The sequence below is a fragment of the Methanogenium marinum genome (assembly GCF_028912405.1).
Classification (GTDB): domain Archaea; phylum Halobacteriota; class Methanomicrobia; order Methanomicrobiales; family Methanomicrobiaceae; genus Methanogenium; species Methanogenium marinum.
The window spans coordinates 590,233-614,261 of sequence record NZ_JAKELO010000002.1 but is presented as its reverse complement, the minus strand read 5'-3'; the positions used below and the strand labels follow the sequence as shown (position 1 = coordinate 614,261).

30 protein-coding genes are annotated in these 24,029 nt (G+C 46.8%); 11 read left to right on the top strand and 19 right to left on the bottom strand.

Features of this window, described 5'->3' with window-relative positions; translation table 11 throughout:
- Positions 1–4: 4 nt before the first annotated feature.
- The 6 genes from L0665_RS03460 to L0665_RS03435 all read right to left on the bottom strand — a co-directional run bounded on the left by L0665_RS03460 (position 5) and on the right by L0665_RS03435 (position 2,979).
- The gene (locus L0665_RS03460) at positions 5–406 is read right to left on the bottom strand and encodes a hypothetical protein (RefSeq protein WP_274924312.1); all 402 of its coding nucleotides are present in this window, start codon (positions 404–406) and stop codon (positions 5–7) included.
- 8 nt (positions 407–414) lie between these two features.
- Positions 415–861: a hypothetical protein gene (locus L0665_RS03455; protein WP_274924311.1), complete on the bottom strand. Its 447-nt coding sequence runs from the start codon at positions 859–861 to the stop codon at positions 415–417.
- A 327-nt stretch (positions 862–1,188) separates the two neighbouring features.
- On the bottom strand, positions 1,189–1,356 hold the full coding sequence (locus tag L0665_RS03450) for a hypothetical protein (protein WP_274924310.1): 168 nt from the start codon (positions 1,354–1,356) through the stop codon (positions 1,189–1,191).
- Positions 1,350–1,586 (bottom strand): hypothetical protein, encoded by a 237-nt coding sequence (locus L0665_RS03445; RefSeq protein WP_274924309.1) that lies wholly within the window; start codon positions 1,584–1,586, stop codon positions 1,350–1,352. Before L0665_RS03445 ends, L0665_RS03450 begins: the two co-directional genes overlap by 7 nt.
- A gap of 59 nt (positions 1,587–1,645) precedes the next feature.
- Positions 1,646–2,305 carry a class I SAM-dependent methyltransferase gene (locus L0665_RS03440; protein WP_274924308.1) on the bottom strand — a complete coding sequence of 220 codons (660 nt, stop codon included), beginning with the start codon at positions 2,303–2,305 and terminating at the stop codon, positions 1,646–1,648.
- 473 nt (positions 2,306–2,778) lie between these two features.
- The gene (locus L0665_RS03435; RefSeq protein WP_274924307.1) at positions 2,779–2,979 is read right to left on the bottom strand and encodes a hypothetical protein; all 201 of its coding nucleotides are present in this window, start codon (positions 2,977–2,979) and stop codon (positions 2,779–2,781) included.
- 531 nt (positions 2,980–3,510) lie between these two features.
- Between L0665_RS03435 and L0665_RS03430 the strand changes: the two genes are divergently transcribed.
- The 4 genes from L0665_RS03430 to L0665_RS03415 all read left to right on the top strand — a co-directional run bounded on the left by L0665_RS03430 (position 3,511) and on the right by L0665_RS03415 (position 6,665).
- Entirely contained in the window at positions 3,511–3,771 is a 261-nt protein-coding gene (locus tag L0665_RS03430) for an RNA recognition motif domain-containing protein (protein WP_062397365.1), read from the top strand.
- A 303-nt stretch (positions 3,772–4,074) separates the two neighbouring features.
- Positions 4,075–4,776 (top strand): glycerophosphodiester phosphodiesterase, encoded by a 702-nt coding sequence (locus L0665_RS03425; RefSeq protein WP_274924306.1) that lies wholly within the window; start codon positions 4,075–4,077, stop codon positions 4,774–4,776.
- Between the two features lie 29 nt (positions 4,777–4,805).
- A complete protein-coding gene (locus L0665_RS03420; RefSeq protein WP_274924305.1) occupies positions 4,806–5,825 on the top strand; it encodes a hypothetical protein in 1,020 nt (339 codons plus the stop codon).
- Positions 5,826–6,665: a mechanosensitive ion channel family protein gene (locus L0665_RS03415; protein WP_274924304.1), complete on the top strand. Its 840-nt coding sequence runs from the start codon at positions 5,826–5,828 to the stop codon at positions 6,663–6,665.
- 308 nt (positions 6,666–6,973) lie between these two features.
- On the opposite strand, the gene budA is transcribed toward L0665_RS03415, so the two are convergent.
- From budA to L0665_RS03360, 11 genes are all read right to left on the bottom strand, one after another.
- Complete coding sequence (gene budA, locus L0665_RS03410) at positions 6,974–7,807, bottom strand: acetolactate decarboxylase (protein ID WP_274924303.1); 834 nt, start codon at positions 7,805–7,807, stop codon at positions 6,974–6,976.
- Positions 7,808–8,092: 285 nt separating this feature from the next.
- Positions 8,093–8,335: a DUF5320 domain-containing protein gene (locus L0665_RS03405; RefSeq protein WP_274924302.1), complete on the bottom strand. Its 243-nt coding sequence runs from the start codon at positions 8,333–8,335 to the stop codon at positions 8,093–8,095.
- 47 nt (positions 8,336–8,382) lie between these two features.
- Positions 8,383–8,514: a hypothetical protein gene (locus L0665_RS03400; RefSeq protein ID WP_274924301.1), complete on the bottom strand. Its 132-nt coding sequence runs from the start codon at positions 8,512–8,514 to the stop codon at positions 8,383–8,385.
- Between the two features lie 296 nt (positions 8,515–8,810).
- A complete protein-coding gene (locus L0665_RS03395; protein WP_274924300.1) occupies positions 8,811–9,053 on the bottom strand; it encodes a DUF5320 domain-containing protein in 243 nt (80 codons plus the stop codon).
- Between the two features lie 47 nt (positions 9,054–9,100).
- The gene (locus L0665_RS03390; RefSeq protein WP_274924299.1) at positions 9,101–9,484 is read right to left on the bottom strand and encodes a DUF134 domain-containing protein; all 384 of its coding nucleotides are present in this window, start codon (positions 9,482–9,484) and stop codon (positions 9,101–9,103) included.
- Complete coding sequence (locus L0665_RS03385) at positions 9,481–10,356, bottom strand: ATP-binding protein (RefSeq protein WP_274924298.1); 876 nt, start codon at positions 10,354–10,356, stop codon at positions 9,481–9,483. Before L0665_RS03385 ends, L0665_RS03390 begins: the two co-directional genes overlap by 4 nt.
- Positions 10,353–11,204 carry an ATP-binding protein gene (locus L0665_RS03380; protein WP_274924297.1) on the bottom strand — a complete coding sequence of 284 codons (852 nt, stop codon included), beginning with the start codon at positions 11,202–11,204 and terminating at the stop codon, positions 10,353–10,355. The genes L0665_RS03385 and L0665_RS03380 overlap by 4 nt, the downstream gene beginning before the upstream one ends.
- A 28-nt stretch (positions 11,205–11,232) precedes the next feature.
- On the bottom strand, positions 11,233–11,571 hold the full coding sequence (locus tag L0665_RS03375; protein WP_274924296.1) for a NifB/NifX family molybdenum-iron cluster-binding protein: 339 nt from the start codon (positions 11,569–11,571) through the stop codon (positions 11,233–11,235).
- Positions 11,572–11,746: 175 nt separating this feature from the next.
- On the bottom strand, positions 11,747–12,025 hold the full coding sequence (locus tag L0665_RS03370; RefSeq protein WP_274924295.1) for a ubiquitin-like small modifier protein 1: 279 nt from the start codon (positions 12,023–12,025) through the stop codon (positions 11,747–11,749).
- Positions 12,022–12,774: a HesA/MoeB/ThiF family protein gene (locus tag L0665_RS03365; RefSeq protein WP_274924294.1), complete on the bottom strand. Its 753-nt coding sequence runs from the start codon at positions 12,772–12,774 to the stop codon at positions 12,022–12,024. Before L0665_RS03365 ends, L0665_RS03370 begins: the two co-directional genes overlap by 4 nt.
- Complete coding sequence (locus L0665_RS03360) at positions 12,761–14,563, bottom strand: aldehyde ferredoxin oxidoreductase family protein (protein WP_274924293.1); 1,803 nt, start codon at positions 14,561–14,563, stop codon at positions 12,761–12,763. Before L0665_RS03360 ends, L0665_RS03365 begins: the two co-directional genes overlap by 14 nt.
- A 207-nt stretch (positions 14,564–14,770) precedes the next feature.
- On the opposite strand from L0665_RS03360, the gene L0665_RS03355 reads away from it, so the two are divergent.
- Entirely contained in the window at positions 14,771–15,517 is a 747-nt protein-coding gene (locus L0665_RS03355; protein WP_274924292.1) for a hypothetical protein, read from the top strand.
- Between the two features lie 266 nt (positions 15,518–15,783).
- A complete protein-coding gene (locus tag L0665_RS03350) occupies positions 15,784–16,254 on the top strand; it encodes a GNAT family N-acetyltransferase (protein WP_274924291.1) in 471 nt (156 codons plus the stop codon).
- Between the two features lie 66 nt (positions 16,255–16,320).
- Here the strand turns inward: L0665_RS03350 and L0665_RS03345 are convergent, their stop codons facing one another.
- On the bottom strand, positions 16,321–16,701 hold the full coding sequence (locus L0665_RS03345; protein WP_274924290.1) for a type II toxin-antitoxin system PemK/MazF family toxin: 381 nt from the start codon (positions 16,699–16,701) through the stop codon (positions 16,321–16,323).
- 259 nt (positions 16,702–16,960) lie between these two features.
- Between L0665_RS03345 and L0665_RS03340 the strand changes: the two genes are divergently transcribed.
- Together L0665_RS03340 and L0665_RS03335 are read left to right on the top strand one after the other, a co-directional pair.
- Entirely contained in the window at positions 16,961–17,818 is an 858-nt protein-coding gene (locus tag L0665_RS03340) for a GNAT family N-acetyltransferase (protein ID WP_274924289.1), read from the top strand.
- Positions 17,819–18,069: 251 nt separating this feature from the next.
- Positions 18,070–19,830, top strand: a complete 1,761-nt coding sequence (locus tag L0665_RS03335) for a PAS domain-containing protein (protein ID WP_274924288.1) — start codon at positions 18,070–18,072, stop codon at positions 19,828–19,830.
- Positions 19,831–20,005: 175 nt separating this feature from the next.
- Here the strand turns inward: L0665_RS03335 and L0665_RS03330 are convergent, their stop codons facing one another.
- Positions 20,006–20,482: a tetratricopeptide repeat protein gene (locus L0665_RS03330; RefSeq protein ID WP_274924287.1), complete on the bottom strand. Its 477-nt coding sequence runs from the start codon at positions 20,480–20,482 to the stop codon at positions 20,006–20,008.
- 167 nt (positions 20,483–20,649) lie between these two features.
- On the opposite strand from L0665_RS03330, the gene L0665_RS03325 reads away from it, so the two are divergent.
- The 3 genes from L0665_RS03325 to L0665_RS03315 all read left to right on the top strand — a co-directional run bounded on the left by L0665_RS03325 (position 20,650) and on the right by L0665_RS03315 (position 24,028).
- Entirely contained in the window at positions 20,650–21,351 is a 702-nt protein-coding gene (locus L0665_RS03325; protein WP_274924286.1) for a vWA domain-containing protein, read from the top strand.
- 24 nt (positions 21,352–21,375) lie between these two features.
- Positions 21,376–22,194: a PP2C family serine/threonine-protein phosphatase gene (locus L0665_RS03320; protein ID WP_274924285.1), complete on the top strand. Its 819-nt coding sequence runs from the start codon at positions 21,376–21,378 to the stop codon at positions 22,192–22,194.
- A 163-nt stretch (positions 22,195–22,357) separates the two neighbouring features.
- A complete protein-coding gene (locus L0665_RS03315; protein WP_274924284.1) occupies positions 22,358–24,028 on the top strand; it encodes a hypothetical protein in 1,671 nt (556 codons plus the stop codon).
- The last annotated feature ends 1 nt before the right edge of the window (position 24,029 follow it).

Sequence of the window (24,029 nt, the reverse complement as noted above, 5' to 3'; positions counted from 1 at the left end):
TTCATCACCGGATTTTTCTCTCTTCGTCCTTTATTTTTTCAACCATGTGGTCCAGCTTTGTACTCTTCACCGAATTTTCCAGCCTCTGGATTCTTCGGTCAACAGCGTTCTGTTTTGCGAATATGTCAGCTTCCAGTCTGAGATTATCCTGATCAAGGGTGTTTATCTCCTCCAGTTTTTCCGGGGGAACCCTGAAGAACGGCTGACCCCTGTGAGCATAATCAAGTTTCATCAACTCCAGTTTCTCCTTCTCCAGTTCAATCTCCGCGAGTCGCGGCGTCACCTTTGCATCGTGTATCTCCTTGATGATGTAATAGAGGATGATAAGGCCAATGAAGATGAGTATGACCCATAATAGTGACTGAAACCACGACCACCATTCAAGAGTAAATGACTCTGTGGTCATTTATTTACTCACTCCTCTGGTTTGGGTTCGGGTTCGGGTTCCTTTTTTTCTTTGTCCGGTATGATCTTCGCACCAACATCTTTTGCACCTTTTTCGATACTTTCTCCCACGTGGCCCGCTCCTTCTTTGACTGCTTTTCCTGTCCTGTTTACCTTTTTACTGATCATTTCTGTTATGGGAACTTTTCGCTCTACATGCACCGTATCACCTTCTCCAGCTGCAAGTTTTGCGATATCTTCCGGACTTATCCGAATCATGCCTTTTTCAACCATGGTGTCGGCATAGATGGTAACAGTGATCCGTTTTGGTTTTTCTTCTTCACTCAGAGGGGGTATCTGTATTTCAACGGCGTCCCCTTCTTTTACCCCAAGAGCTGGCAATACTGATTCATGGACACGGGCTCGCCCATGGCTGGGAAATGCCCGTGTCTGAATGGATAACTCTATCCCTTCCATACGATGACGGATGATGGGTCAATTCTATTTATATCTATGCTGGATGACGGAGGCTGGATAATTGGGAATTGCTCTATATTCAGTCATTTTTGTCTTTAAATGGCTGATATGTCCTATTTTATTTGCGCTTGCATTCCCGGGTGGTAATTTCACTGTATATCATTACTATTAACAGGAATATGGGGCTTTTTTGGAAAAAAAGACTATTACATGGTACAATCGGAAACGATTCCACGATTTTGTATCAATTGAATCAGATTTGCCATACGGTCAGATAATATGGGAATTATTGTGAAAAAATTAATCTTTATGGTTATTCCTTTAGACTCAATACGATAATGCTGTGAAATTACCGTTTGTTGAGCACCCCACCAGGAGACCTGATTCCTTTGCTTTCCGGGCCAGGGTGAGGTACGAATAATCCGAGACGGTTGGGTCGTTCAGGCAGAAAACAATGCCAATACAGTCCTGTGCCTGAGCTCGTTTTATTACCATTTCAGGGGATGCTTTCTGAAGAGCACCTGCCACACAGCATCTGCATGGGAGGTCAGGGTCTCTGAGATACATCCCGGGCAGATAAAGGTACACCCGACGGTGCTCACCTGAAATAATTTCGACTTCGGAGCGAAATGCACCATTGGCATCGTCTCGATGGTTATGGGGAGCGTCGTCAGATATGATTCCGGAAAGCGTTCGACAATGGTGTTATTCAGGTTTAAATACATCTTACACCGGCCACTTCATCCTTCCGGTATTTCACATCCGTTTCCACAGATAGTGCATTTTATGCAAGTGCCCCGGGTTGTGTCTTTGAGATAACGATCCAGAATCCTTCGTCGCCGAGGATGATGTCGTACTCGGGGACGCCTATTTTATCGAGCATAGTGCGGAAACGTTCTACATTTTCCGGTGAGATATTCTTTCGGTTAAATTCCCTCCAGTCCGGATTCTTTTTGATCATGGTGGCTGATATTTCGTCCCGAAGCTCCTTGTTTCCAAAACCCCCGCCGATGTAGGTTTTTCCTCCCTGTTTTAAAACACGGTATATTTCACGAAAGGCGGTGTGGATGTCATCCCAGAAGAACATTGAACCCCTGCTGATGATGAGATCTGCTGAGTTGTCATCGAGAGGCATGGCGTGTACATCGCCACAGAGGAGACGGATTCGATCGGAAAGGCCAGCATCTTTGATATTGCGGGATGCCGCCTCATGCATATCATCTGAGTAGTCCAGTCCGATGACAGAAAGATCTGATTGTTGTGCAACAGAAATTGAAAGTGTTGCGGGGCCGCTGCCCAAGTCGATACAGGTACCCTTGGTAATGCCAAATCTCCTGATGAGGTTCTCTGCGATGACCGGGTATATCGGGGCGAAGATGCCCTTTGCTATTTCATCCATGCCACGTGCGCCTTTTTTATCGAATTTTTTCTTTGTATTTGACATAATAATTATCCTGTTTAACAAATTCGCCGAATTTATGGTTTCACACATTTTTTAAAGTTAACCTTTTGCTTATGTAAATGAGTAATTGTTGCGAATTTCCCATAATAGTGATGATGTGAACAGTAGAGTCCTTCTGTGAAATGATATCGTGAAATTCAATGAATGATTGTAGATGTGAAGGATTTTTCCGGTGAATGGATAGTGGGTTTCAATTTTTGTGTGTGTCACATGTATGATGTCAGGTGAGCACATTTCTTTGAGACCTCAGGATAACGAAGACATTCATTTTACACATTACCGGTGTTTCTGGCAAACGGGGAAAATGTTTTTATGTGGCGATTTCTTCAATCTGCCTGAGGGTTGCCAGCTATTTAGATAGTGAAAACGTGAATTTAGAAATGGAATCCTGACTGGTAATACCACAGTTGCTTTTTGAAAAAGAGTAAAACCGGAAAAATGGACGATTTTGATTCTTACACTTCGTATGCAACAAGCGAAAGGCCCAGATCTTTTTCAAGGTCTTTGATCTTTTTCATGTCGTCATCCCCGAGTTTAGAATAGGTAGGGACTTCATAGGCAAGTAATGTCACGCCCATCTCTTTCTCTACTGTTTTTACCTTCTCAATATCACCTTTTGAGAGGCTTGCATATCCCATACATACCATTGTTCTCACCGATCCCTGATGTTGTATCAATGCTTAAATAGGTTGCTGCTGCCTGGAAATAGATTTTGAATGATTCAAATTTGTCTGTAACCCCTTGCAAACCATTTTTTCCTGTATGGAAGGCCGGATACTTTCATGTTCATTTCGAAAATACGTTATTCTGTTTATCTTATGGGTTTTTGGACTGAATGTATGCAGATTCTGCCTGTCTGTGGTGCATCATCCTGTCTCCTCTTCCCAAATGTTCAGATGAATGTGTGGAATGGTATGTGCTCTCTCGATAATTATCCGGGATGCCTACACATTTTGCCTTCTAAATACATATATTCAAAAATTATACGGGAATTGTAGCGTTATTTGGGTGGAAATATTTTTCTGAAGTGTTGATCCTAATGAGAAAGATTCCGTCTGGACAGTGGTGGGGTGTTTCTTCTGTTCATTTTCTCTCGAAATATCATGGATCAGCACGACATAATATAACCGATGAGCGCCAAGATGGTATATACTATCTGAGATACTATCCCAGATTGGAGTACTTAAATGGAAAGCAGCAAGTTATACGTTGGCAATCTTACGTATTCAGTTACGGAAGCTCAACTCAAAGAAATATTTGAAGATTTTGGCGATGTTAAGGACGTCCGTGTCATTGAACGCAAAGGATTTGGGTTCGTTGAGATGGGCACCGTTGAAGAGGCAGAGAAGGCAATGGAAGCTCTCAATGAGACCGAATTCGAAGGTCGCACCCTCAGAATCGATGAAGCACGCCCTCAGAGGCCACGCACCGAATACAGAAGATACTAATCTTCTTTTTTTTGCCGCTCCGGTATCCGGGACACAACTATCGCGGATATCCTTCGGTAATCAGGTAGAGACGTTCTGACGGAATGTCTTTACAGTGATTGTGAAATCCCCCCCGGTAATGAGCCGGAGGTATGTTCAATTGTATATCGTCTATTTTCTGTAGGTTACCTGATATTTTGACCGGACCTATGTAATTATTTGCCTGATCTTTATCCCTCTGCTATTTCTCATATTCTGCTGTGTTGAACCTTTTACCCCTGTGGGCAGTCAGTTCATATGATTTGAATACACAATGGGGAGTGTATGTTTATTGTCGGGCACCGGGGGGCACGTGCTGTATATCCGGAAAATAGTATTACTGCCCTAAAAGAAGGGATGGGATGTGCTGAATTTGTGGAAATCGATGTACATCTGACAAAAGATGGCATCCCGGTGGTAATGCACGATGCCACTCTGGACCGTACAACAAACGGCAGTGGGTTGGTCAGTGAAAAGACTCTTCTGGAGATACAACAGTTGGACGCGGGGGACGGTCATCCAATTCCTACATTGGAGGATGTATGTACCATCTGCCTGTCGTCCTGTGGTATTGTGGCAGAGATAAAAGAATCAGGGTCTGAAGAAGCCATTTGTCGGGTTCTGTCAAAATATGATCCAGATTCCTTTTGGGTTGTCTCTTTTCAGTTGGAGAGTATCCGGGAAGTTAAACGTCTCCTCCCACGTGTAAAAACAGGTCTTATCTGTTCAACGGACTGTGAAAATCCTTTTTCTCCTGTTTTGGCTATTGGTGCGGATGCCATTCTTCCGCGTACTGACAATGTTACGCAGGAGATGGTTGCTGAGGCACATCGGCAGGGATTGTCTGTTATCATCTGGACACTTAACACCCCTGAAGCATACATGAAGGCAGCCGCTTCTGGTGCAGATGGATGGGTGACCGATGATCCATGTGGTCTTCGGGTCTGGGTGAACAGGAATCTGAAAAATAATAGCATAAGGATATAATCTTCGTTACCGTTATCTGATATATGGGCATGGACCCGGACTTTTCCGCTGATCTAACACATCCAATACTCTTTGAAGAGGAGTGGGACAGGATCACAGCTGTGGTAGATGCGTATGACAGTAACCGACCGTCTCACATTGCGGTCATTGCAGATCCGTTTGCCGGTCAGAATATTCTGATAGACGGGATACGGCGCCGGCATCCGGATCGTGTTATTCACATACCTTTCTTCTCTGTTGTAAAAAGCAGGGATTTTCTCACCCAAATTACCGGTCACAAAGATATTGTGGTGATGGATCATTGTCATTTTCTTGCTACGAGGAAGATTGGCGGGTTTACCATGCTGGATGCTTTTCTGGATTATTTATCCACATCGGAGCGGCTCTTCATCACACAATGGAATAGTTTTACCTGGTCCTATCTCAAGGCAACCCGGCATATAGATACTTTCTTTCCAGTCACGATTGAATTGCCTGATATTGATAGCAAAACGCTGAAACCATTAATCCTTTCACGGTATACAGATGAAATCGAATTTATTGGTGATGTAACTCCCCCTGAGGAACCTCTTTTTTCTGCTCCTCAACGGATGGTGAAGCTGCCATTCTCAAATACATCTCTCACTATACCGATTCCGCGTATTCGTCAGGGAAACGGTGGGGGGAATGGTCTTCATCCCGCGGATGCTGAAGATGCAGCGTTTGATAAAATAATCCGGATTGCAGATGGTAATTTTGGTGTGGCGGAACGGTTATGGGAAACAACATTTGATGGAAAGACAGTGCGGGTTGCCGATATACCAAGTATTCCCTGTGCGGTCAATCTTGATATTAATGAATCTTTCCTTCTCATGATTATTCTCTCCATGGAATCAGTCAGCACGGTAGACCTGGCTGAGATTGCAGGACCTGAGATTAATCTGAAACAAGCCCTGTTTCGGCTGACAAATCAGGGGCTGGTGGTTGAGGAGAAGGGATATTTTCAGATAAAACCCGAGGCACTTAGCTGTGTGAAGGGGTATGTAACACGTATCAGGATGGTGTGGTAAATGGCAGAGATAAATGTGACCTCTGCAACTGAAAGTTCGCTTATTCCATCCATCGTCCCGGATCTGGATGCTGTTATCTCTGTTGTTCTGATACTTGTTGTCGCATACCTCATCGTCAAAGTGGCCGATATTCTCCTGAGAAAGATATCTGAGAAGGCAGGGAGATACCGTATAACAGTAACGATGGTCATCCCCCTTCTGAAGATCATTGTCTATGTATCGGCTGTGTATTTCATCCTGAAGGTTTTCTTTGATCCAGGCCTGACGGAACTGGCATTATTTTCTGGTTTGTTCGGTGCTGCAATTGGGTTTGGGTTAAAGGATATCTTTGCTGATATTGTTGGTGGCGTTGTGATTGCCTTCGAGCGGCCATACCAAATCGGTGATAAGATAGAGGTCAGTGGAACGTATGGTGAGGTCACGGATATTGGCCTTCGGGCAACCCGGGTTGTGACTCCTGATGATTCGGTTGTCTCCATTCCGAATTATGCCATATTTCAGGAACCCACTGCAAGCCAGAATGCAGGAAAAACCGAAATGATGGTTATCATCGATATCTACATTGACCCCCGTTCAGATGCCGGCACGGCAATGAGTATTCTCAAAGATGCTCTCATCACCTCAAAATATGTGTATATTTCCCCGAAACGGCCGTATACTGTTCTCCTGCAGGATTATCCATTCTACCGGAGAATCCGTGGCAAGGCGTATGTCAATGATCTCAGGTCAGAGTTTGAGTTCGGGTCAGAGGTGACACGCAGAGCATGGGTCGAACTCACCCGGCAGGGAATTTTGCCTCCGCCACCGGCACATGTGCCCGGAGAGGTAACTGAAAAATAAATCAGAACTTCTCTCTGGTTTTCTGATTTACGGCTCATCGCTGTTTCATGTGAGTTCTTAAAAATGAGTTGAATCCATTTTGCACCTGAAACAAAGTCTTGTCTATGATTTCCGGATGGTATTATTTTCTGTTTTTTGAAAGGATAGTGAGGGGGGGCAGCCCTCTCCCCCCTCCACGTGTGGTGTATCAGAATGATTGGGTAACACCTGATCTGTGAATGGTGAGATATCCCGGAAGAATGGGTTCAGAATTTCGGTTATTATTTTTTTGATTATGGTGTTCTGATGCAATGGTAAAAAGGGGGGTTTTAGTTCTTCTCAACGGTTTCCAGTGCGGAGCCAAGGTCTTCTGTCAGATCAACCTGGTAAAAATCACCCTCTGTGGGAAGAACCATAAAGAAATCAGGGGTGATATCAAGTTTCATATCCTCATTTGTCATCTGGAGGTCAAGGACATGCCCCCCTCTGGTACGGTCAGCGGTAAGGAAGTGGATGTGGTACCCGGGAACATTGAGCCCGCTTACAAATTCCGGTGACCAGAATCCGACGATGGTTCCGGTTGTGTTATAGAATTCAAATTCACTCTGTTCTTTTATTACTTCGGCGAGTTTTGGGTAGGGACGGGTTTGTTTTGGGACACTCCGTGTCTTTACATAGTCAAATGTGCCGTCAATGCGTATGGCATAAAACATATTTGCAGACGGGAGCCCTGCTTCCAGTTGATCTTCAAACTGGCTGATATTTTCGGTTTTATCGGTATGGATGGTCAAATCCGGATCAAAGAACGTAGTAACGATAAACGGGGTGGTTGTAGTGTCTTCGAGTGGATATGCCACCCCATCTGAACGGATGGTATAATACTCTCCGTCCACTGCGATCAATTCACCGTCAAGTGCATCGATTGTTCCGATGGCAGTGTCTCCATGTTTTCTGACTTCTGATATGGGAACGAACCCGTCATATACACTCTGGAGGAGGGCGTCTATTGTTGATATCTGGTAGGCTGTATCACGGGTTTCCGGTGCTCCTTCACTGGGTTTGTCTGCGTATATTAATCCCGGGAGGAGTATAAGACTGGCAATGATAGCAATGAAGACAATAATTGCAACAATAGTAAGTATATGTGTGGTGCGTGATTCCATGGATATACGTACCTGGCACGTGTTCAGGTTTAATAATATGGAATTCGTCTGATTCAAATGAGTGCAATGATTGGCAGTTAATTCGGTTTATCTCGTTATGTTTCCCGGAATAATCCGATCGTGTGTGAATATGGCACCTGCTGCACAATTTCTGAAAATGAGCGTGGCGATTTCATGTGATTAGCCCTTCAGACGGTGAAAAAAAGTGAGAGGTAATGCAGATTTATTCTCTGCAAAATCCTGTTTTCAGGGAAAAAAATAGTTTTTCCCGGTTTTTAATTTAGATTATCTGCGTCCGAATCCACGGCCCATACCGCGGCATCCGCCTCTTCTGCCACGACCCATGCCGAATCCTCCTCCCATACCAAACTGGTAGGCAGGTGCAGGGGGTACAGTTCCCTGTGACCCGGCTACTGCTCCTTCTTCTGGTGCTATTGGTGCTACTGTTCCCACAGGGGGGCAACGCCCCATCCCGCGGCCTGTCCGTGACCCTAGTCCACCGGGCCCGGTTCCATCAAATCCTGGCATTTTTCTCGCTCCTGTTTAACATGTAATTATTACTCATATGTGCATAATTACTCTTCCGGTTGCGGCAGTGTTCCTGCCTCCTGATTTGAAAGAATGCAGGTATCCTGATCAGTCTGCCGACAGTCATAGATGGCAACGACTGCGGCAATGGTAAATATCTGTGTAGTGCGTGATTCCATGGATATACGTGCCTGGCACGTGTTCAGGTTTAATAATCTGGAATTCGTCTGACTGTACTATTTGTCTGAATGGAATGAGTGGCTGTTTTGGGTATTTCCTTCTCTTTCTTCCCTGGAATAGTGTAATCATATCTGGGTGTGGCACTGGTTCACAAATTCCTGAGAGCGGGTGTGCTCTCCCCCATAAAAAAAGTTCATGATAATGTGAAAAAAAAGATGAAAGGTAATGCAGATGCATTCCCTGCAAAATTATTTTGGAAGGGAGAATATTTCTCCCCGGTCGTTTTTAATTTAGATTATCTGCGTCCGAATCCACGGCCCATGCCGCGGCCTCCGGCTCTTCTGCCGCGGCCCATGCCGTATCCTGCACCCATACCAAACTGGTAGGCAGGTGCAGGGGGTACAGTTCCCTGTGACCCGGCTACTGCTCCTTCTTCTGGTGCTATTGGTGCTACTGTTCCCACAGGGGGGCAACGCCCCATCCCGCGGCCTGTCCGTGACCCTAGTCCACCGGGCCCGGTTCCATCAAATCCTGGCATTTTTCTCGCTCCTGTTTAACATGTAATTATTACTCATATGTGCATAATTACCCTTCCGGTTGCGGCAGGTTTCCATCTTCCTGTTCCGAAAGAATGCATACATCCTGATCGGTACGACCACAATCCTGGATGGCAATGATCTTTCCTTCTGAAAGAGCATCAGCTACCTTACTGCGGGCGGTATGGATATCACGCCAGAGTGTTCGCCGGGAAACATGCATCCGTTCTGCAGCAGATTCCTGATCCAGCCCCTCACAGTCTACCAGTCTGAATGCTTCCAGCTCTTCGGGGAGAAGGGTGACTGTCTCCCGGGGGTGTTGGCCCCTTCCACAGCAGGGAGCATAGCACCGCCACATCCCTTCGGTCTCAATAATTCGTGCACGGCGGGGGCGTCCGCGTCGACGGTTTCCTCCTCCGCCACCGTAACTCATTCTGATATCCCCATTGTGCGAGAGAGTCTCTTCCAGGATTCCTTCAGACTCACTGCAGCCGGAGTATTCATGCCTGCGACAGATTCACCGCGCCGCGCTGCTTCAATGATTGCCGGGTCAAAAGGAATGGTTCCGATGATCTCAATTCCTTCATCCGTACAGTACTCTCTGACATCCTCTGCCCGTTCCTCGTCAAGATCTGCTTTATTAAGCACCAGAAACATCCGGACGCCAAACTGTCTGCAGATGGTGACAAGCCGCCGGAGGTCATGGAGAGCTGAGATGCCGGGTTCTGTTACCAGGACAACGGCATCGACACCGCTGATGGCAGAGATCACCGGGCAGCCAATCCCCGGAGGCCCGTCTATCAGAAATGCGGGGGCCTTTGCGTCTTCTTCCAGTGCGTCTTTTTTGACTTCAAAGACCAGCCTGCCGCTGGTGCCGGAGCCAGAGAAGAGTTCTGCATGGAAGAGAGGGCCATGGGGTGTATCAGAATGGCAAACTTCTCCGCTTTGCCGTTCGGCAATAGTGATCGCACCCTCCCTGCAGACAAGGGAGCATACGCCGCATCCCTCACATTTCAGGGGGTTGATGGAAAATACTCCGTCATCACCCTGATTGATTGCAGAAAACCGGCAGTAAACCTGACATATTCCGCAACCGACACACTTGGTCTGGTCAATGGATGCACATTCCAGTCCCATGTACGGGCGGCATTCTGTATTTGATGTCTCCAGCAGAAGACTGAGATTTGCCGCATCTACATCACAGTCTGCAAGAAGCAGATTTTCATCAGAAAAGACGGAAAATCCGGCGGTGACCATAGTCTTCCCGGTGCCGCCTTTCCCGCTCATCACAGCGATGGTCTTCATGATATGTCTCCTGTGATAGCAATGGTATCCTCGTACAGCTGAGCAAATGCCTCTTTCCACTCCTCTTTTTCGGAGCAAAGGATGGCACCCCTGTTCTGTATTGCAGCGATTTCACGGTCAAATGGAATGGTCAGGAGAACCGGCAGCCCTTCTTCTTCGCAGAATGCGAGTGTCGGGCCGTCCTCCTTGTCACTTCGGTTGATGACAACTCCTGAAGGGATGCCAAGAGCCTCTGCGAGGTGTGCTGCCCGTCTGAGATCAGCAAGACCAGAGGGTGTTGATTCAGTGACAAGAATACAGACGTCAGCGCCTTCCATCGTCTCAATGACCGGGCATGCAGTGCCTGGCGGGCCGTCAAGGACTGATACGCCGTCCCATTCTCCTGCCTCTTTTGCTGCCTTTATAACAGCCGGTGCTGCAATCTCTCCTTCATCAAGGATGCCTGAGATAACCGTGAGTGTGGGCGATGGCTCACTTCGGGTAATCATTCCAATCCGTCGGGGGACTTCTGTGATAGCATCCACCGGGCAGGACAGCATACACCCACCGCATGAATGGCAGAGATGTGCCTGAAACATCACTGATTCTGTAAGGACAGATATTGCTCCATAGCGGCAGAATTCTCCGCATGCACCACATAAGGTACATTTTTCGCTGTCAACCTCAGGCACCTTCACGGTTACTGGTCCTTCATCCTTCCCGCCGGGATAGAAGAGGTGGACGTTTGGTTCTTCAGCATCGCAGTCAATGAGATGGATCTCTTGTGACTGTGATAATGCCCATGCGAGGTTGACCGCGACCATGGTCTTGCCGGTACCGCCTTTGCCGCTTGCTACGACTATCTTCATTCCGGTAGTAATGGAATCGACACTCCTTTTAGACGATACGGGTCAGTGTTCCTGCTTTGTATGCAGCATATGCATCTGCAACGGTCTTTGCTTCGCCGAATGCATAGGTGGGGATGCCTGCGACTTCAAGTCCCTTGTTGGCATTGCCGCCGACCTGTCCGGTGATAACCACGTTGACGCCCTTTGAGACAAGCATCTGGACAACCTTTGGCCCGACACCGCTTGCGTCATTGGCACTTGAATTGTTAATTGCCTCGATTACGTTTCCGGTTTCATCATCGTAGACGACAAAGAACGGGGTTCTTCCGAAGCGGTTTTCCGGAACTGATTCTGGCGAATCGCCTTTTGATGTAATACATACTTTCATAACTGATATTCTCCATCAATGAATTTTACTCATATGGGCATATATTTGTGCATCGGGACATCTCACATCAATACACCTGTGTTGCTCTGAATGTCCCTTCTCTCCGGTGTCACAAGAAGGGCAAAAATAGATTTTTTATTGGAACGGGGGTGTGAAATTCGCTTTTCATCTGCCATTATCCACCACCGGACGGAGGGAAGATGGCAATTAAATCATTTTCTTCAATTATCGTTTCAAGTTTGTTCAGAAAATGAATATTTCTCCCGTTCTTCAGGATGTTCACGTACTCACGGAGAACACCCGTCTCATCAAAGAGTTCGTTGTTGAGGCCGGGGTGTTCTTTTGTAAGCATCAAAAGGAGTTCCCCTGCTGTGGTGCCGGACTCTATGGTTACCTGTGATTCTTTCTCCATAAACCGGCGCAGGGTTGCAAATACCTTTACTGTCACTTTCATTTTTTCTGCTCTGTTTTCATCTTCCTGCATTCTCCACAGTGTGGACATTCCTTTAGAGGAGTGACCTCAATCGTATCCATTTCACAATGGAGGCCGTCCCACAAGAGAAGTTTGTCGGTAAGTAGTGTGCCCATCCCGAGAATGCATTTAATTGCCTCTGTTACCTGGATGCTTCCGATGATGCCTGTCGTGGCTGAGAGTGCCGGGACTTTCGTTCTGGGGGGGGGATGGGGGACAATACACCGCAAACAGGCGGACTGACCCGGTATGGTGGTTGCGACCTGCCCGTAGAATCCGTCAATGGCGCCATGAATGAATGGTATGCCGCGTTCTTCTGCCGCATCTGCAAGAATGTAGCGGGTGTCGTAGTTATCCATTGCATCAATGATGATATCCATGCCTGCTGTCATCTGCAAAACATTCTCTACAGTGATGACTGTGTTTACCGCTTCTGTGCAAAGATACGGGGTGACTCCCTGGATTCTCTCCACTGCCATGTCTGCTTTCATTCTCCCGATATCGGGCAGCCGGTACAGGGTCTGGCGGTTGAGGTTTGAGCGTTCAATTCTGTCACAATCTGCGATACGGACGGTGCCGAAGCCAGCAAAGGCACAGTGGAGGGCAATGGCTGTCCCGAGCCCCCCGGCCCCTGCCACCAGCACAGCGGCATTTTTGAGTTTTTCCTGCCCGTCTTCTCCCAAAATCGGGGTCTGACGGATAAACTGTTCTTTTTCTTCAGGTGTGAGCATGCATAATTCCTGGTTCACCAAGGCCAAGTTCTCTGATTTTTTTGGGTGTGGGCACTCCTTCGTTGTCCCATCCACGTTCTGCATAGTATTCGTCCAGCATTGGTTGTCGCTCCCAGACCCGTCCTTTTGGTGCACCATTCTGTAGAGGTTCGGTCAGGAAGCGGTCAGGAAGAGTGTCGTCATCTTTTGTGTATCCAACGGCGAGGTTAAAGAGTTTCTGAACATTCCAGATACGTTCCCCAACCCTGAGGAGCTCTGTTGCATTTATTTCAGTTCCTGTAGTTGCCGACATAATATCCGCATAATCATCTGCGTTCAGTGCAAAGGAAGTGAAGAGACAGAGGCCTGACGCATCAATAGCGGCTGTCAGGTCCTGGAAGACCTTCACCCATAGTGCTTTTCCCGTGCTCTCATAGGGGTCCAGTTTTTCCGGTGAACCCAACACTTCTGGTGATATCAGGTAGCCATAGACATGATCACCGCCCCGGACACTGGTTGCATAGGCAAGCCCGTGTCCCTGCAGGCCACGCGGATCGTATGCCGGCAAATCCTGCATTTTTACGCTCATTGAAAGTTCCGGGTGACCATACTTGACTGCAAAGCGAAATGATCCATCTGAAAGTTCGGCACCAAATCCTTCTCTGTGTCCAATTTGGTTGATAAGTTCCAGAAGGCCTGTTCCATCACCAAAGGTGGGGCCCTCGCTGATATAGCCTTTCTCTCTCATTTCCATAGCACAGGCAATACTGCCTGCGGTGCCAATGTTGTCAAGACCAAGTTTATTGCACAGCCAGTTTGCCTGTGTGATGAGTGGCAGGTCATCAATTCCGAGGTCCGGGCCAAATCCCCATACCCCCTCGTACTCCGGTCCCTCGTGCGTCTCCCCCTCAACTTCACAGACACGGCTGCACTTGACAATACATGCATAACAGCCCTTCTCTTTTTTCAGAATTGTATCTCTCATCCGTTCTCCTGAGACATCATCAGGATTCGGGAAGTCACAGCTCTGGAAGTTACGTGTGGGAAGAATGCCGTTTTCATGAATGATGTTGACAAGCACCGATGTGCCGTAGAGGTGCAGTGCATCACAGATTCCGTTTTCCTGAATTTTTGTGCGGATTCTCTCTTTCACTCCATCCATACGGTCCGGGTCTGCTACTTTGATTTGCTGGTCTCCTGTTGCGACAATTGCCTTCAGGTTTTTTGATCCCATCACGGCACCGGATCCCCCTCTGCCTGCAGCCCGGTCCCGGTCATTTATTACACAGGCAAGAAGGTCCAGGTTTTCTCCGGCGGGTCCGATGCAGAGTACCCGTGCTTTGGGATCATCCAGATCTGCCATGAGTGCATCAGTGGTTTCGTGAGTTGTTTTCCCCCAGTAGTCTGCTGCATTTCGGATTTCTACATTTCCGTTTTCCAGGTAGAGATATGTCGGTTTTTTTGCTTTTCCTGAAATAACGACTCCGTCAAATCCGGCTTTCTTCATCTTCCAGCCAAACACGCCCCCGCTGTTGGCTGACATAAGTGTTCCGTTCAGAGGTGATTTTGTGCAGACTTCATACCTGCTTCCAAGTGGGATGCCGGTGCCGGTAGTGGGCCCTGTCATAAAAGTGATGATGTTTTCAGGGTCCAGCGGGTCAGTCAGGGGGTCCATCTGTGATGATATGATGTGTGCGCCAAATCCTCTTCCCCCGATATACTGGCGTTTCATCTCGGCATCTGTTTCCTGAATGGAGATTTTCCCCTTCCCCAAATCCACCCAGGCGATTTTGTTGGTGTATCCATCCATCGTTTCTCACTGGCGGGGTATTCTCTGCTATCTGCAATATACATTTTCCTGTGCAGTGTTTTGCAAAAAAAAGGATTTATCCTGGCGAGTAATTCATCCATTTTAGAAGGAACGCATAAATAGAGTGAACCATGACATGGTGGATGTCTGTCATTTGTATATACCGAGATGAAATGATGGGAGATGAAGAGGAGGTTAAGTATTCACATGAATTATATTGGTCGTATCTGCTGTGTTTTTGGAGCAGTTTTTTTGGTATTTAGTATCTGCATTCCGGTTTCTGCCGCCGGAGGTGTTAGCATTGGTGTGGGTCCGGGTGCCGGTTCTGGATATGAGGGCGAGTCAGTTGGGCCAGAGAATGCCAGTATGGATCGTGACATGCTGCAGGATCCGGATGGTGATATGCTTGAGGATAGGGATCGTGTCACCGTGCGAGATCAGGATCGTGTGCGGGAAAGTGAATGTAACACGGATGAAGCCTGCAATGCAACACGCCTGAGGGCAATGATTTCCGAACGAAACCAGGTATATCAGGCCGATGCAGGCGGTATTTCTCCGCTTGGGAATGGGACGGAAAGGGCAGTATATGCATTCCGTGCAGCAGCTCCGCTTACCGGTGGGAGTGCATCTGATCTGATACGTCTTTCTGAAGAGATCAATGGTTCTGTCCGGACTACAGTGAAGAATGAAGAAAAAATACGCTCACAGAATGCGTTTATGGTTTTTTTGTTTGGTGGTGACCAGACATCCGCAGATGCCATTATGCAACATGTGGTCCAGAACCGTGTCCGCACAGAAGAGATTAACCGCCTTATAGATGGGTGTGAGTGTGATGAGGAGACTGCATCTCTTCTCAGAGAACAGGTGCAGGTGATGGAGCAGGAGCAGGCACGTTTTGAAGAGGTTGCGGCTACAGAAAAAGATAAAAAGGGAATATTTGGGTTCTTTGGTTGAATGAAATTATTGCCGCCGGCACTCTCCGGCATCATTACTGTTTTTTGTGAATGGATTATGGTATGATAAATAATCTGGTGTGCGCCAAAGATTCTGGCCCTTTTCGCTGAAGACATGACAATCTTATATAGGTTATTTCTGGTCAAAAACTGTCATTCTATTGGTGATTGCGGGAGATTTTTCCAAAATACTCATTGGTGTGGCAGACGATGTGTTTCTCCTGATTATTCATGATAGCTCCGGATGAAAAGAGTGGGGGAAAAGGCTTGCAGATCAGGTTTGCAGTGCCAGCTGACGGTGATTTGATTGCTGACCACAATGCTGAGATGGCATATGAAACCGAAGTGCGATTACTTGACAATGAAACTGGTCGGAATGGGGTTATGTCTGTTCTGGAAGATCAGGAGAAAGGGTGGTACCTGGTTGCCGAATCTGACGGAGCCATGGCCGGCCAGTGCCTGATCACGCTTGAATGGAGTGACTGGAGAAATGGGCATTGCTGGTGGATTCAGAGTGTTTATGTTGTACCTGAGTTTCGGAGGGCTGGGGTATTTTCTGCGATGTATGCGTGGATTTCTGCTGAAGCACGGTGTCGCCCGGATGTGGTGGGGCTTCGCCTGTATGTCGAACAGGATAATCTGCCTGCCCGTAAAGCATATCGCAGCCTTGGGATGAAGAAAACGCCCTATGTCATGTATGAAGAAATGTTTTCCGAAAATGGCGAAAAAGCAGAATAAATCCTTTGTTTCCGTTTTCATTCAAATAAGAAAGTGACTTTGTGAAGGATGTTAGTGAGTTAGTTCTCATCCCCACCTTTGTTGCTTCTTCGTTGTCTTCATGCAACTATTTTTAGGGCAGTTATTGAAATATGTGACGTTTTCCAGGACCGTTCTGAAATAATCGGGCTCAAGCGATCCCTTTTTGTGCCGGATGGAGCGTTCACTGATTGTCCCTTGTTTATGTATGAGGATATAACTGGATTCGAAGAGGTCCAGGCCACCTTCCCGGAAGTGCTGGATGGAGCATTCAAGGGCCGGGCTGTCTGACGGAGGACGGGATGTTACCGGGCATACATGTATCTCTCCTTTTTCTCCTACAGAGAGTATCACCAGGGGTCGTGTATATGTACTGTTTCCCAGACGGAATGGGGCAAGAATGATATCTCCCTGTCTGCAGCCTTTCATTACATAAAATCGGTTTTCCGAGATGAAAAAATCACGCATGGTGGGGGTAACGGCGTTAGCATCAGGGTGGGTTTTTGTATGGAAGATGGTGGCATTATGTCGTATAATCCCTGGATATATGTGGGCATATTTCAGAAGGATGATATGGCTGGTGACCCTTATCCTTTTCAGATATGCGTTATGTGCATCATCTGCAGATAATGCAGGATATGCTGGTATATGGTTGGGAGGGTTCGGATTATTTTTCGGACAATATGATATGACCAGAAGAGAAAGAATGGGTGTGCAGATCCGTAATGCCACAAAAGATGATGTTTCTATTTTTATCGATTGGGCACGTCAGGAGGGATGGAATCCCGGAATCCACGACGGGGAGTGCCATTATGCGGTTGACCCGGCCGGTTGGTTTCTTGCAGAGGAAGATGGGGAGATCACAGGCACACTGGTAGTGACAAATTATGACTCGTCATTCTCTTTTGGAGGGTTCTATATCATCCGTGAGGATGCCCGTGGACGCGGGGTTGGCTGGAAACTCTGGAATCATGGTATGTGCCACGCAGGAGAGAGAAATTTCGGTGGAGACGGTGTATTTGAGATGCAGAACAAATATGCTGGGAATGCCGGACTTATCTATGCATACCGGAATATCCGCTGGCAGGGTATTGCAGAAGGGTGTGAGCAGCAGGATCTGGTGCCCGTGCAGGATATTCCGCTGGATGCACTTTCAGCGTATGACAGCCTGCATTTCCCTGGAGAACGCAGAAAGTTTGTGGAAAAATGGATATCACGGGATGAAACGCAGGCACTGGCCTTTCTTCAGCCGGATGAATCCATTGGTGGATATGGTGTGATTCGCCGCTGTTTTGAGGGGTATAAAATCGGCCCGATCTTTGCGGATACACCTGATATTGCGAATTGCCTTCTTGATGGTCTCACAGGATCGATACCGGGAGAAGTATTCTATTTTGATACACCTGAACCAAACGCTGCTGCAGTGACAATGGCCTGCGAAAGGAATATGGATGAGGTCTTTGGAACTGCGAGAATGTATTCCCGATATGTTCCCGAACTTCCGCTTCAGGAGATCTTCGGTGTCACTTCATTTGAACTGGGGTGATGAAGAGACCTGATTCTGTTAATACAATATATTTGACATGATTTATGATTGCTAATAATTGTATGGATCAATTTCATTTTTAGATGGTATGGTGTAATAAAAATAGAATACTAATATATATTGTATGTATTTTGTTTGCAAACAATTATGGTGCGGTACACATAAGTACGTCTTGGGGCTGATGTGTCGTGCAGAGTTACTCGCCTGAACTTGACCGTATAAGGCAGATGCTCAAGTATAATCGTCGCGGAATGAGTATTACGGAAATATCACGTAAAATAGGGATAAACCGAAACTCTGTTGCTAAGTATCTCGATGTTCTTTTAATTTCAGGCGAAGTTGAGGTGAAGAAGGTCTGCACAGCAAAACTGTACTTTCTCTCAGAACGTGTGCCTCTCTCAGAAATGCTCAGTCTTACGTCTGATGGAATAATTGTTCTTAATTCCTCTGGTGTCATCGATTTTGCGAATGTCCGGTTTTTAAAAATTGAGGGGTGCCAGCTGGATGAGATCGTCGGTAAAAAACTGTCCGATGTTTCGTTTACTCTTATCGATGATGAGTTGATGGAGAAAGTGTTTTCATCCTCTCCCGGTGAAATTTCAGAAAAAGAGATTCATGTTGAAATGGTGGATGAATCGCAGACATTCAGAACGAAATGTATTGGAACGGTTCTTCCGGACGGTTGCAGCGCTACAACACTTATCTTTGAAGACATTACGAAGAAGCGTGAGTGTCAGGAACGCCTGAGGATTAAAGAGGCGCTATACAGGGCGGTAGTTGAAGATCAATCTGAATTTATTATCCGGTATCGTCCGGATCGTACAATCACGTTTGTGAACGATGCATACTGCAGGGCGTTTGGTATTGACCGCCAGGAAGTTATTGGCAGGGTATTTGCCCCCTCCATTCCGGCAAACTACCGGGAAAAAGTATCTGCACAGTTATTGAGTCTCACACCAGAAAATCCGGTTGTTTCATTTGCAAATCCTGTCGTCATGCCGGATGGGAATGAAGGATGGCACCAATGGACAAACCGGGGTATATTCCGTGATTCAGGGACACTTATTGGATATCAGTCAGTTGGTTGGGATATCACAGAACAGATGAGGGTTCAAAAAGTAAAATATGCTCTCCTTGAGGAATTTACGATTTTATCTGATTTTTCCGGTGGTCTTATGATGCTTTCTGAAGATGATGATATCTGGAGCTATTGTGCTGAAACTCTTGCGAAAGTTAGCCCTTCTTCACTAATGCTGCTTTTTTCATATCGTGATGGGCTTTATCACTTTCATGAAGCAGTAAGTGGTAAAAAATGGGGTGATAATGATGTGGTTAATACCCTGAATATAGCAAAAGGAATGCAATTTCCGTGCCTGATTGATTCTGCAAGGGAAATGTCATCCATGGATCTGCAGCCATTTTCCGAAGAATGGGCCGGTTACTTCGGTGAGGCTTTTGGTAATTCAGGAGGTGGAATCTTTGATGCAAAAATACGGTCATATGGCATTCGCTCTATGGGAATTATGACTGGAAATGATCTGTTGGGTGTCTGTCTTGTTGTCTCAGAGAACGGAAATGAACCACGTTCTGATTCTCTCATAGAGACTATTTTGAATCAGGCTGCGGTTATGATCCAGAATAGGTATATGCTGAATTCAATGCGTCTGACAGAGAAGCGTTATGAAAGTCTGCTTAACCATTCAGCCAGCATGATAGGTATTCATGTAGGGGGCAATATTCTGTATGCAAATCCGCGTCTTAGAGAATTATTAGGAATTTCCCCAAGTGAAGATCTGGATTATTTGCCCTTTACTGATTTCATCCATCCCGATGATCTGGAGTTTGTCACCCAAAGAATGATTCAGGTGTATTCTGAGGGGAAGGCTGCACCCCCCAGGAAAGAACGGTTGCTTGATACCAATGGAAATGTAAAAGAAGTTATGGTATTTAGTCTCCCTACAGTCTATCACGGAAAACTGGGGAGCCAGTTTATTGTACAACCCTTATCTTGAAACAGGAACTCTGCCCTTTGTGAATCTGTCAAGGGGATTTTTTGTCTTATGTTGGTGATATTCTATAAATAATTACTATTATCTGATTTTAAGGAAGCTGTAAGTTAAAAATCTGAAGGAATATGGGGTGGATATTTGGAAAATGAGTATTCTTATTTTTTTGAGCAAAACAATTCTATTCCTGTATGATTCCCTGTAGTATCCGGTTTTCCCTGTCTTCTTTCTTCCTGTACCTGTAGTAACTGATGAACAGTATACATCCTCCAAGGGCTGCTATGGTAATAGTGATTGGATTGATGATGTCCATTGTCAGAATAAACAGGTTGGTTTGTGCTTCGACGAGGTTTGGGTCAAGTTCAATTGCGGTTTTGTATTCTGAAATTGCCTGATCACGCAAGCCCAGATGTTCCAGGGCTACAGCTTTGTTATAATGTGTTTCTGCAATATCCGGATTTAGTTCAAGCGCTTTATCGTAACTGGCAATTGCACCTTGATAATCTCCGGCTTTTGCAAGTGCAGCACCATTATTTGCATATCCAGGTGCATTGAAGAGTGTTTCTGTCTCTGCTGCCACACCACCGGTACAAAATATGATAATCCCCAGTATTGCAAGGAATGTGCAGCAGCCACTCATTCTGGTTATGTATCTCATATTTAATCGCTGCTCTTCGTTTAGCATATATTTATATATAATTTTGTGGGGTGTGTGGATTCATATCAAAAGAGAATCATGTTTGGCGACAATGTGTTTTATAGGGGGTACCATCCAATATTCTGTCACCGGATATGGTATTTCCGGGATGGTGTTTGTGAGTATATATGAACAAATTAGAGGATTTGGTTGAGATTGCATACCCCGGAGAGCCCCATTGCCCTATAGTGCTGCTGCTTGATACATCGGGATCGATGTCCATTCATGGCAAAATAGAAGATATGAAAGAAGGGCTGCGAGCGTTTAAGGAAGAACTGAGTTCTGACGATCTTGCACGGAAACGGGTGGATATTGCTGTTGTCACGTTTGGTGAGGAAGTAGAGGTTACTCATCCCTTCTCTCTTGTTGAATATTTCATGCCGCCTGCGGTAATCGCTGCCGGATTAACCCCGATGGGAGAGGCGATACTGTGTGCTATTGCGCTGGTGAAAGAACGAAAGGAGCAATATCAGAATCTGGGGATTGATTCATACCGTCCATGGATCTTTCTTGTTACCGACGGGGAACCCACAGATATGTATGAGGGTGATTCCCTCTGGAAAGAGGCAACCGGTGCAATCCGGTCTGGTGAAGAGAACGGGGATTTTGTTTTCTTTTCTGTGGGTGCAGAACCGGCGGATATGAAGATTCTTGCTGCTATCTCTCCCCCCGGACGTGATCCGGTGCGGCTCAGGGAGAACCGTTTTTCCGATATGTTTGTCTGGCTCTCCCGCAGCCAGGCAAAAGTTTCCACGTCTGGTACGGGGGATCAGGTCATACTGGAAGACTTCTTTGGTCCTGAAGGGTGGGGAGAGATTCCCCTCTTTTAATCGATGTTCAGGTTGTGGTAAGTGATGTCAGTATTTCCTTCTGCAGGCTACCACTACCGTATATCTGGTGCTGCGGTTGCCGGCCCGTCCCATAAGGTTGATGGTATCCCCTGTGAGGATGCATGGGATGCGGTGGTCTTTGGCAGGGCAGGTGCGGCGGTTGTTGTTGCAGACGGACTGGGGAGTGCAGAGCATGCAAAAGATGGGGCTATGGTTGCAGTATCGGCAGCTATGGAGAGTATTTCAGCCTGTTTTGATCTCTGGGAGGATGGAGTCGGGTGTGATGCGGATATTGAGAAGAATGATCGAATGGTACGTGATGCATGCAGGGCCGCCCATGATGCGGTTGTTACCCATGCGGCCGCCTATGGGATTTCACTCCAGTCGTTTGCCACCACTCTTATTGTGCTTCTCTGGCACGGAAATACTCTTACAACAGCCCGGATAGGGGATGGTGCAGTAGTCTGCCTGCAAAATGATGAAATTATTCTGTTGTCAGCCCCGCAGGAACGCAGGTATGTGAATGAAGTGGTGCCGCTGACAGATGACAGTTATGAGGATGCCTGTGTGCTTTCATCTGATGTGCCTGACGTCACCGCGTGTTCAGTGTTCACTGATGGATGCGAACGGCTTATGCTGGAAAAAAAATCGGATGGGTATCACCCATATGAACCTTTTTTCCGGCCATTTTTTCCGGCTGTTCTCTCTCTTGCAGGTACACCGGAAGGTGACTCGGCTATCGCAGGCCTTTTGTCATCAGATAATTTCATTCGTTTTTCAGAAGATGATAAAACCCTTGTCGTTGTAGTATCAGATGAAGAGAGGGGTGAGTATACTGGGTAAACGTATTGTCTATGATGAGTCTGGTGGACCGGTTTGCCTGGCCAGGCTCCTGAAATCCGGAGGTGAGGGAGAGATATTTTATATTGACAGTACTCCCGGGTACTGTGCTAAAATATTTTATGAAAAACGAATTACTGCGTCTCTGTTTCAGAAAATAACTGCAATGGTGTCAAATCCTCCTGTTGCTGGTCTGATAAACTGCAGGGAGATACATGGGTCTGTCGTGCTGGCGTGGCCGGTTTCCCTACTCTTTGATTCACCTCTTGGGAGCAGGAATTTTATTGGTTTTACAATGCCTCTTGTCGATATGGGTCTCTTCCGGGAAGCACATTGTTATTATGATTCACAAGACCGCATCCGGGAGTTTGGGGGTGCGTTTTCCTGGCGATATCTCCTCACTGCAGCTTATAATTTAGCAACCGTAACTGATGATATTCATCAGCACGGGCATTGTATTGCTGATTTTTCCGGCAGAAATATTCTCATTGCCCGCACTGCTGCAGTCGCTGTCATCGACTGCGATTCATTTCAGATCCGAGACTCTACATCAGGTCGGATTTTCCCGTCTGTTGTGGGTACCGGGGAATATATGCCGCCGGAACTTATGGGGCATAATCTGGCAGAGGAACGCCCTGACCGTTATTTTGGTGATCTCTTTGGCCTTGCGGTGATGGTCTTCAAGCTTATCATGGGAGGTGTCCATCCATTTCAGGCAGGGGGCGAGGGAGTCTCTTCCTTCCCCGGCATTGAACAGAAGATACAAAACGGTGTGTTTGCCTTTGCCTCACCTGACCAGATGATATATCCCCCCTCTTTTGCTCCAGACTACCGCATTATTCCGCCCTCTCTCCGGCGTCTCTTTTCACAGTGCTTTGTGGATGGAATTGCAGAACCAAATTGTCGTCCTTCTGCCTCGGAGTGGAAGAACTGTCTCCTCTCGGAGGTTGTGGCAATGAAACACTGCAGGGTGAACGTGAACCACTGGTATGGTGGTCATCTTGCTGCATGCCCTTGGTGCAGACATGGAAAAAAGGACATCTTCCCAGCTGAGATTCCGCTTCCTCCTCGGAGGGTGCCGGTAGAGGTGGAGACACTACCTTCTGAAGGAGAGGATATGCAGTCCTTTGTATCCACGGATTCTCTGTCTTTCTCTCCTTCTCCCTCTGTTCCGGAAAATGGATGTGATCCGGTGAAATCCGATGGGCAGGAACATGATGTGGCTTTTGTGGATACGTCGTCTATTGCTCCTGCTATGGATCCATCTGTCCCTGATGAATTGTCTGAGGAAATCCCCTCCCTCTCTCCTGTTATGGACCCATCTGTCCCTGATGAATTGTCTGAGGAAATCCCCTCCCACTCTCCTGCTATGGACCCATCTGTCCCTGTTGAATTGTCTGCAGAAGATCCTCTTTTCTCTCCTTCGATGGACACGTCTGTCCCTGATGAATTGTCTGATGAAACTCCTTCCCTCTCTCCTGTGATGGACCCATCTGTCCCTGATGAATTGTCTGAGGTAATTCCCACTGCTCCTGCCATTCTCATTCCGGAACCTCATATGAGCATGCATGATGTGGCCCGGGGAATTACTATTCCCTGCCGTTTACCGGTGACGGTTACCGGAGATTCCCCGCTTCTTATTCACCTGACGACTGATGTTCCCTGGATTGAGATTCCCGATGTTGCGGTTCCTGTTGAGGGAGAAGGTGGGGTGAACGTGGTGCTCAATACTGGTAACATGAGCAACAAAGGGTTTCAGAATGGGCGGGTAATTTTGAATGCGGGCGATATAAGAACAGAGATTTATTTATTTATTTCTGTCCTTCCCGAATTCTGAT

Coding starts and splice junctions, on each gene's coding strand:
- L0665_RS03440 (WP_274924308.1), bottom strand. CDS start 2,305: ATGTCAAATACAAAGAAAAAATTCGATAAAAAAGGCGCACGTGGCATG.
- L0665_RS03375 (WP_274924296.1), bottom strand. CDS start 11,571: ATGAAAGTATGTATTACATCAAAAGGCGATTCGCCAGAATCAGTTCCG.
- L0665_RS03370 (WP_274924295.1), bottom strand. CDS start 12,025: ATGAAAGTGACAGTAAAGGTATTTGCAACCCTGCGCCGGTTTATGGAG.
- L0665_RS03425 (WP_274924306.1), top strand. CDS start 4,075: ATGTTTATTGTCGGGCACCGGGGGGCACGTGCTGTATATCCGGAAAAT.
- L0665_RS03460 (WP_274924312.1), bottom strand. CDS start 406: ATGACCACAGAGTCATTTACTCTTGAATGGTGGTCGTGGTTTCAGTCA.
- L0665_RS03420 (WP_274924305.1), top strand. CDS start 4,806: ATGGACCCGGACTTTTCCGCTGATCTAACACATCCAATACTCTTTGAA.
- L0665_RS03335 (WP_274924288.1), top strand. CDS start 18,070: ATGAGTATTACGGAAATATCACGTAAAATAGGGATAAACCGAAACTCT.
- L0665_RS03380 (WP_274924297.1), bottom strand. CDS start 11,204: ATGAAGATAGTCGTAGCAAGCGGCAAAGGCGGTACCGGCAAGACCATG.
- L0665_RS03330 (WP_274924287.1), bottom strand. CDS start 20,482: ATGAGATACATAACCAGAATGAGTGGCTGCTGCACATTCCTTGCAATA.
- L0665_RS03325 (WP_274924286.1), top strand. CDS start 20,650: ATGAACAAATTAGAGGATTTGGTTGAGATTGCATACCCCGGAGAGCCC.
- L0665_RS03450 (WP_274924310.1), bottom strand. CDS start 1,356: ATGGTAATAAAACGAGCTCAGGCACAGGACTGTATTGGCATTGTTTTC.
- L0665_RS03455 (WP_274924311.1), bottom strand. CDS start 861: ATGGAAGGGATAGAGTTATCCATTCAGACACGGGCATTTCCCAGCCAT.
- L0665_RS03315 (WP_274924284.1), top strand. CDS start 22,358: ATGGTGTCAAATCCTCCTGTTGCTGGTCTGATAAACTGCAGGGAGATA.
- L0665_RS03385 (WP_274924298.1), bottom strand. CDS start 10,356: ATGAAGACCATCGCTGTGATGAGCGGGAAAGGCGGCACCGGGAAGACT.
- L0665_RS03390 (WP_274924299.1), bottom strand. CDS start 9,484: ATGAGTTACGGTGGCGGAGGAGGAAACCGTCGACGCGGACGCCCCCGC.
- L0665_RS03365 (WP_274924294.1), bottom strand. CDS start 12,774: ATGCTCACACCTGAAGAAAAAGAACAGTTTATCCGTCAGACCCCGATT.
- L0665_RS03445 (WP_274924309.1), bottom strand. CDS start 1,586: ATGTATTTAAACCTGAATAACACCATTGTCGAACGCTTTCCGGAATCA.
- L0665_RS03430 (WP_062397365.1), top strand. CDS start 3,511: ATGGAAAGCAGCAAGTTATACGTTGGCAATCTTACGTATTCAGTTACG.
- L0665_RS03360 (WP_274924293.1), bottom strand. CDS start 14,563: ATGGATGGATACACCAACAAAATCGCCTGGGTGGATTTGGGGAAGGGG.
- L0665_RS03395 (WP_274924300.1), bottom strand. CDS start 9,053: ATGCCAGGATTTGATGGAACCGGGCCCGGTGGACTAGGGTCACGGACA.
- L0665_RS03355 (WP_274924292.1), top strand. CDS start 14,771: ATGAATTATATTGGTCGTATCTGCTGTGTTTTTGGAGCAGTTTTTTTG.
- L0665_RS03340 (WP_274924289.1), top strand. CDS start 16,961: ATGACCAGAAGAGAAAGAATGGGTGTGCAGATCCGTAATGCCACAAAA.
- L0665_RS03345 (WP_274924290.1), bottom strand. CDS start 16,701: ATGAAAGGCTGCAGACAGGGAGATATCATTCTTGCCCCATTCCGTCTG.
- budA (WP_274924303.1), bottom strand. CDS start 7,807: ATGGAATCACGCACCACACATATACTTACTATTGTTGCAATTATTGTC.
- L0665_RS03400 (WP_274924301.1), bottom strand. CDS start 8,514: ATGGAATCACGCACTACACAGATATTTACCATTGCCGCAGTCGTTGCC.
- L0665_RS03405 (WP_274924302.1), bottom strand. CDS start 8,335: ATGCCAGGATTTGATGGAACCGGGCCCGGTGGACTAGGGTCACGGACA.
- L0665_RS03320 (WP_274924285.1), top strand. CDS start 21,376: ATGTCAGTATTTCCTTCTGCAGGCTACCACTACCGTATATCTGGTGCT.
- L0665_RS03415 (WP_274924304.1), top strand. CDS start 5,826: ATGGCAGAGATAAATGTGACCTCTGCAACTGAAAGTTCGCTTATTCCA.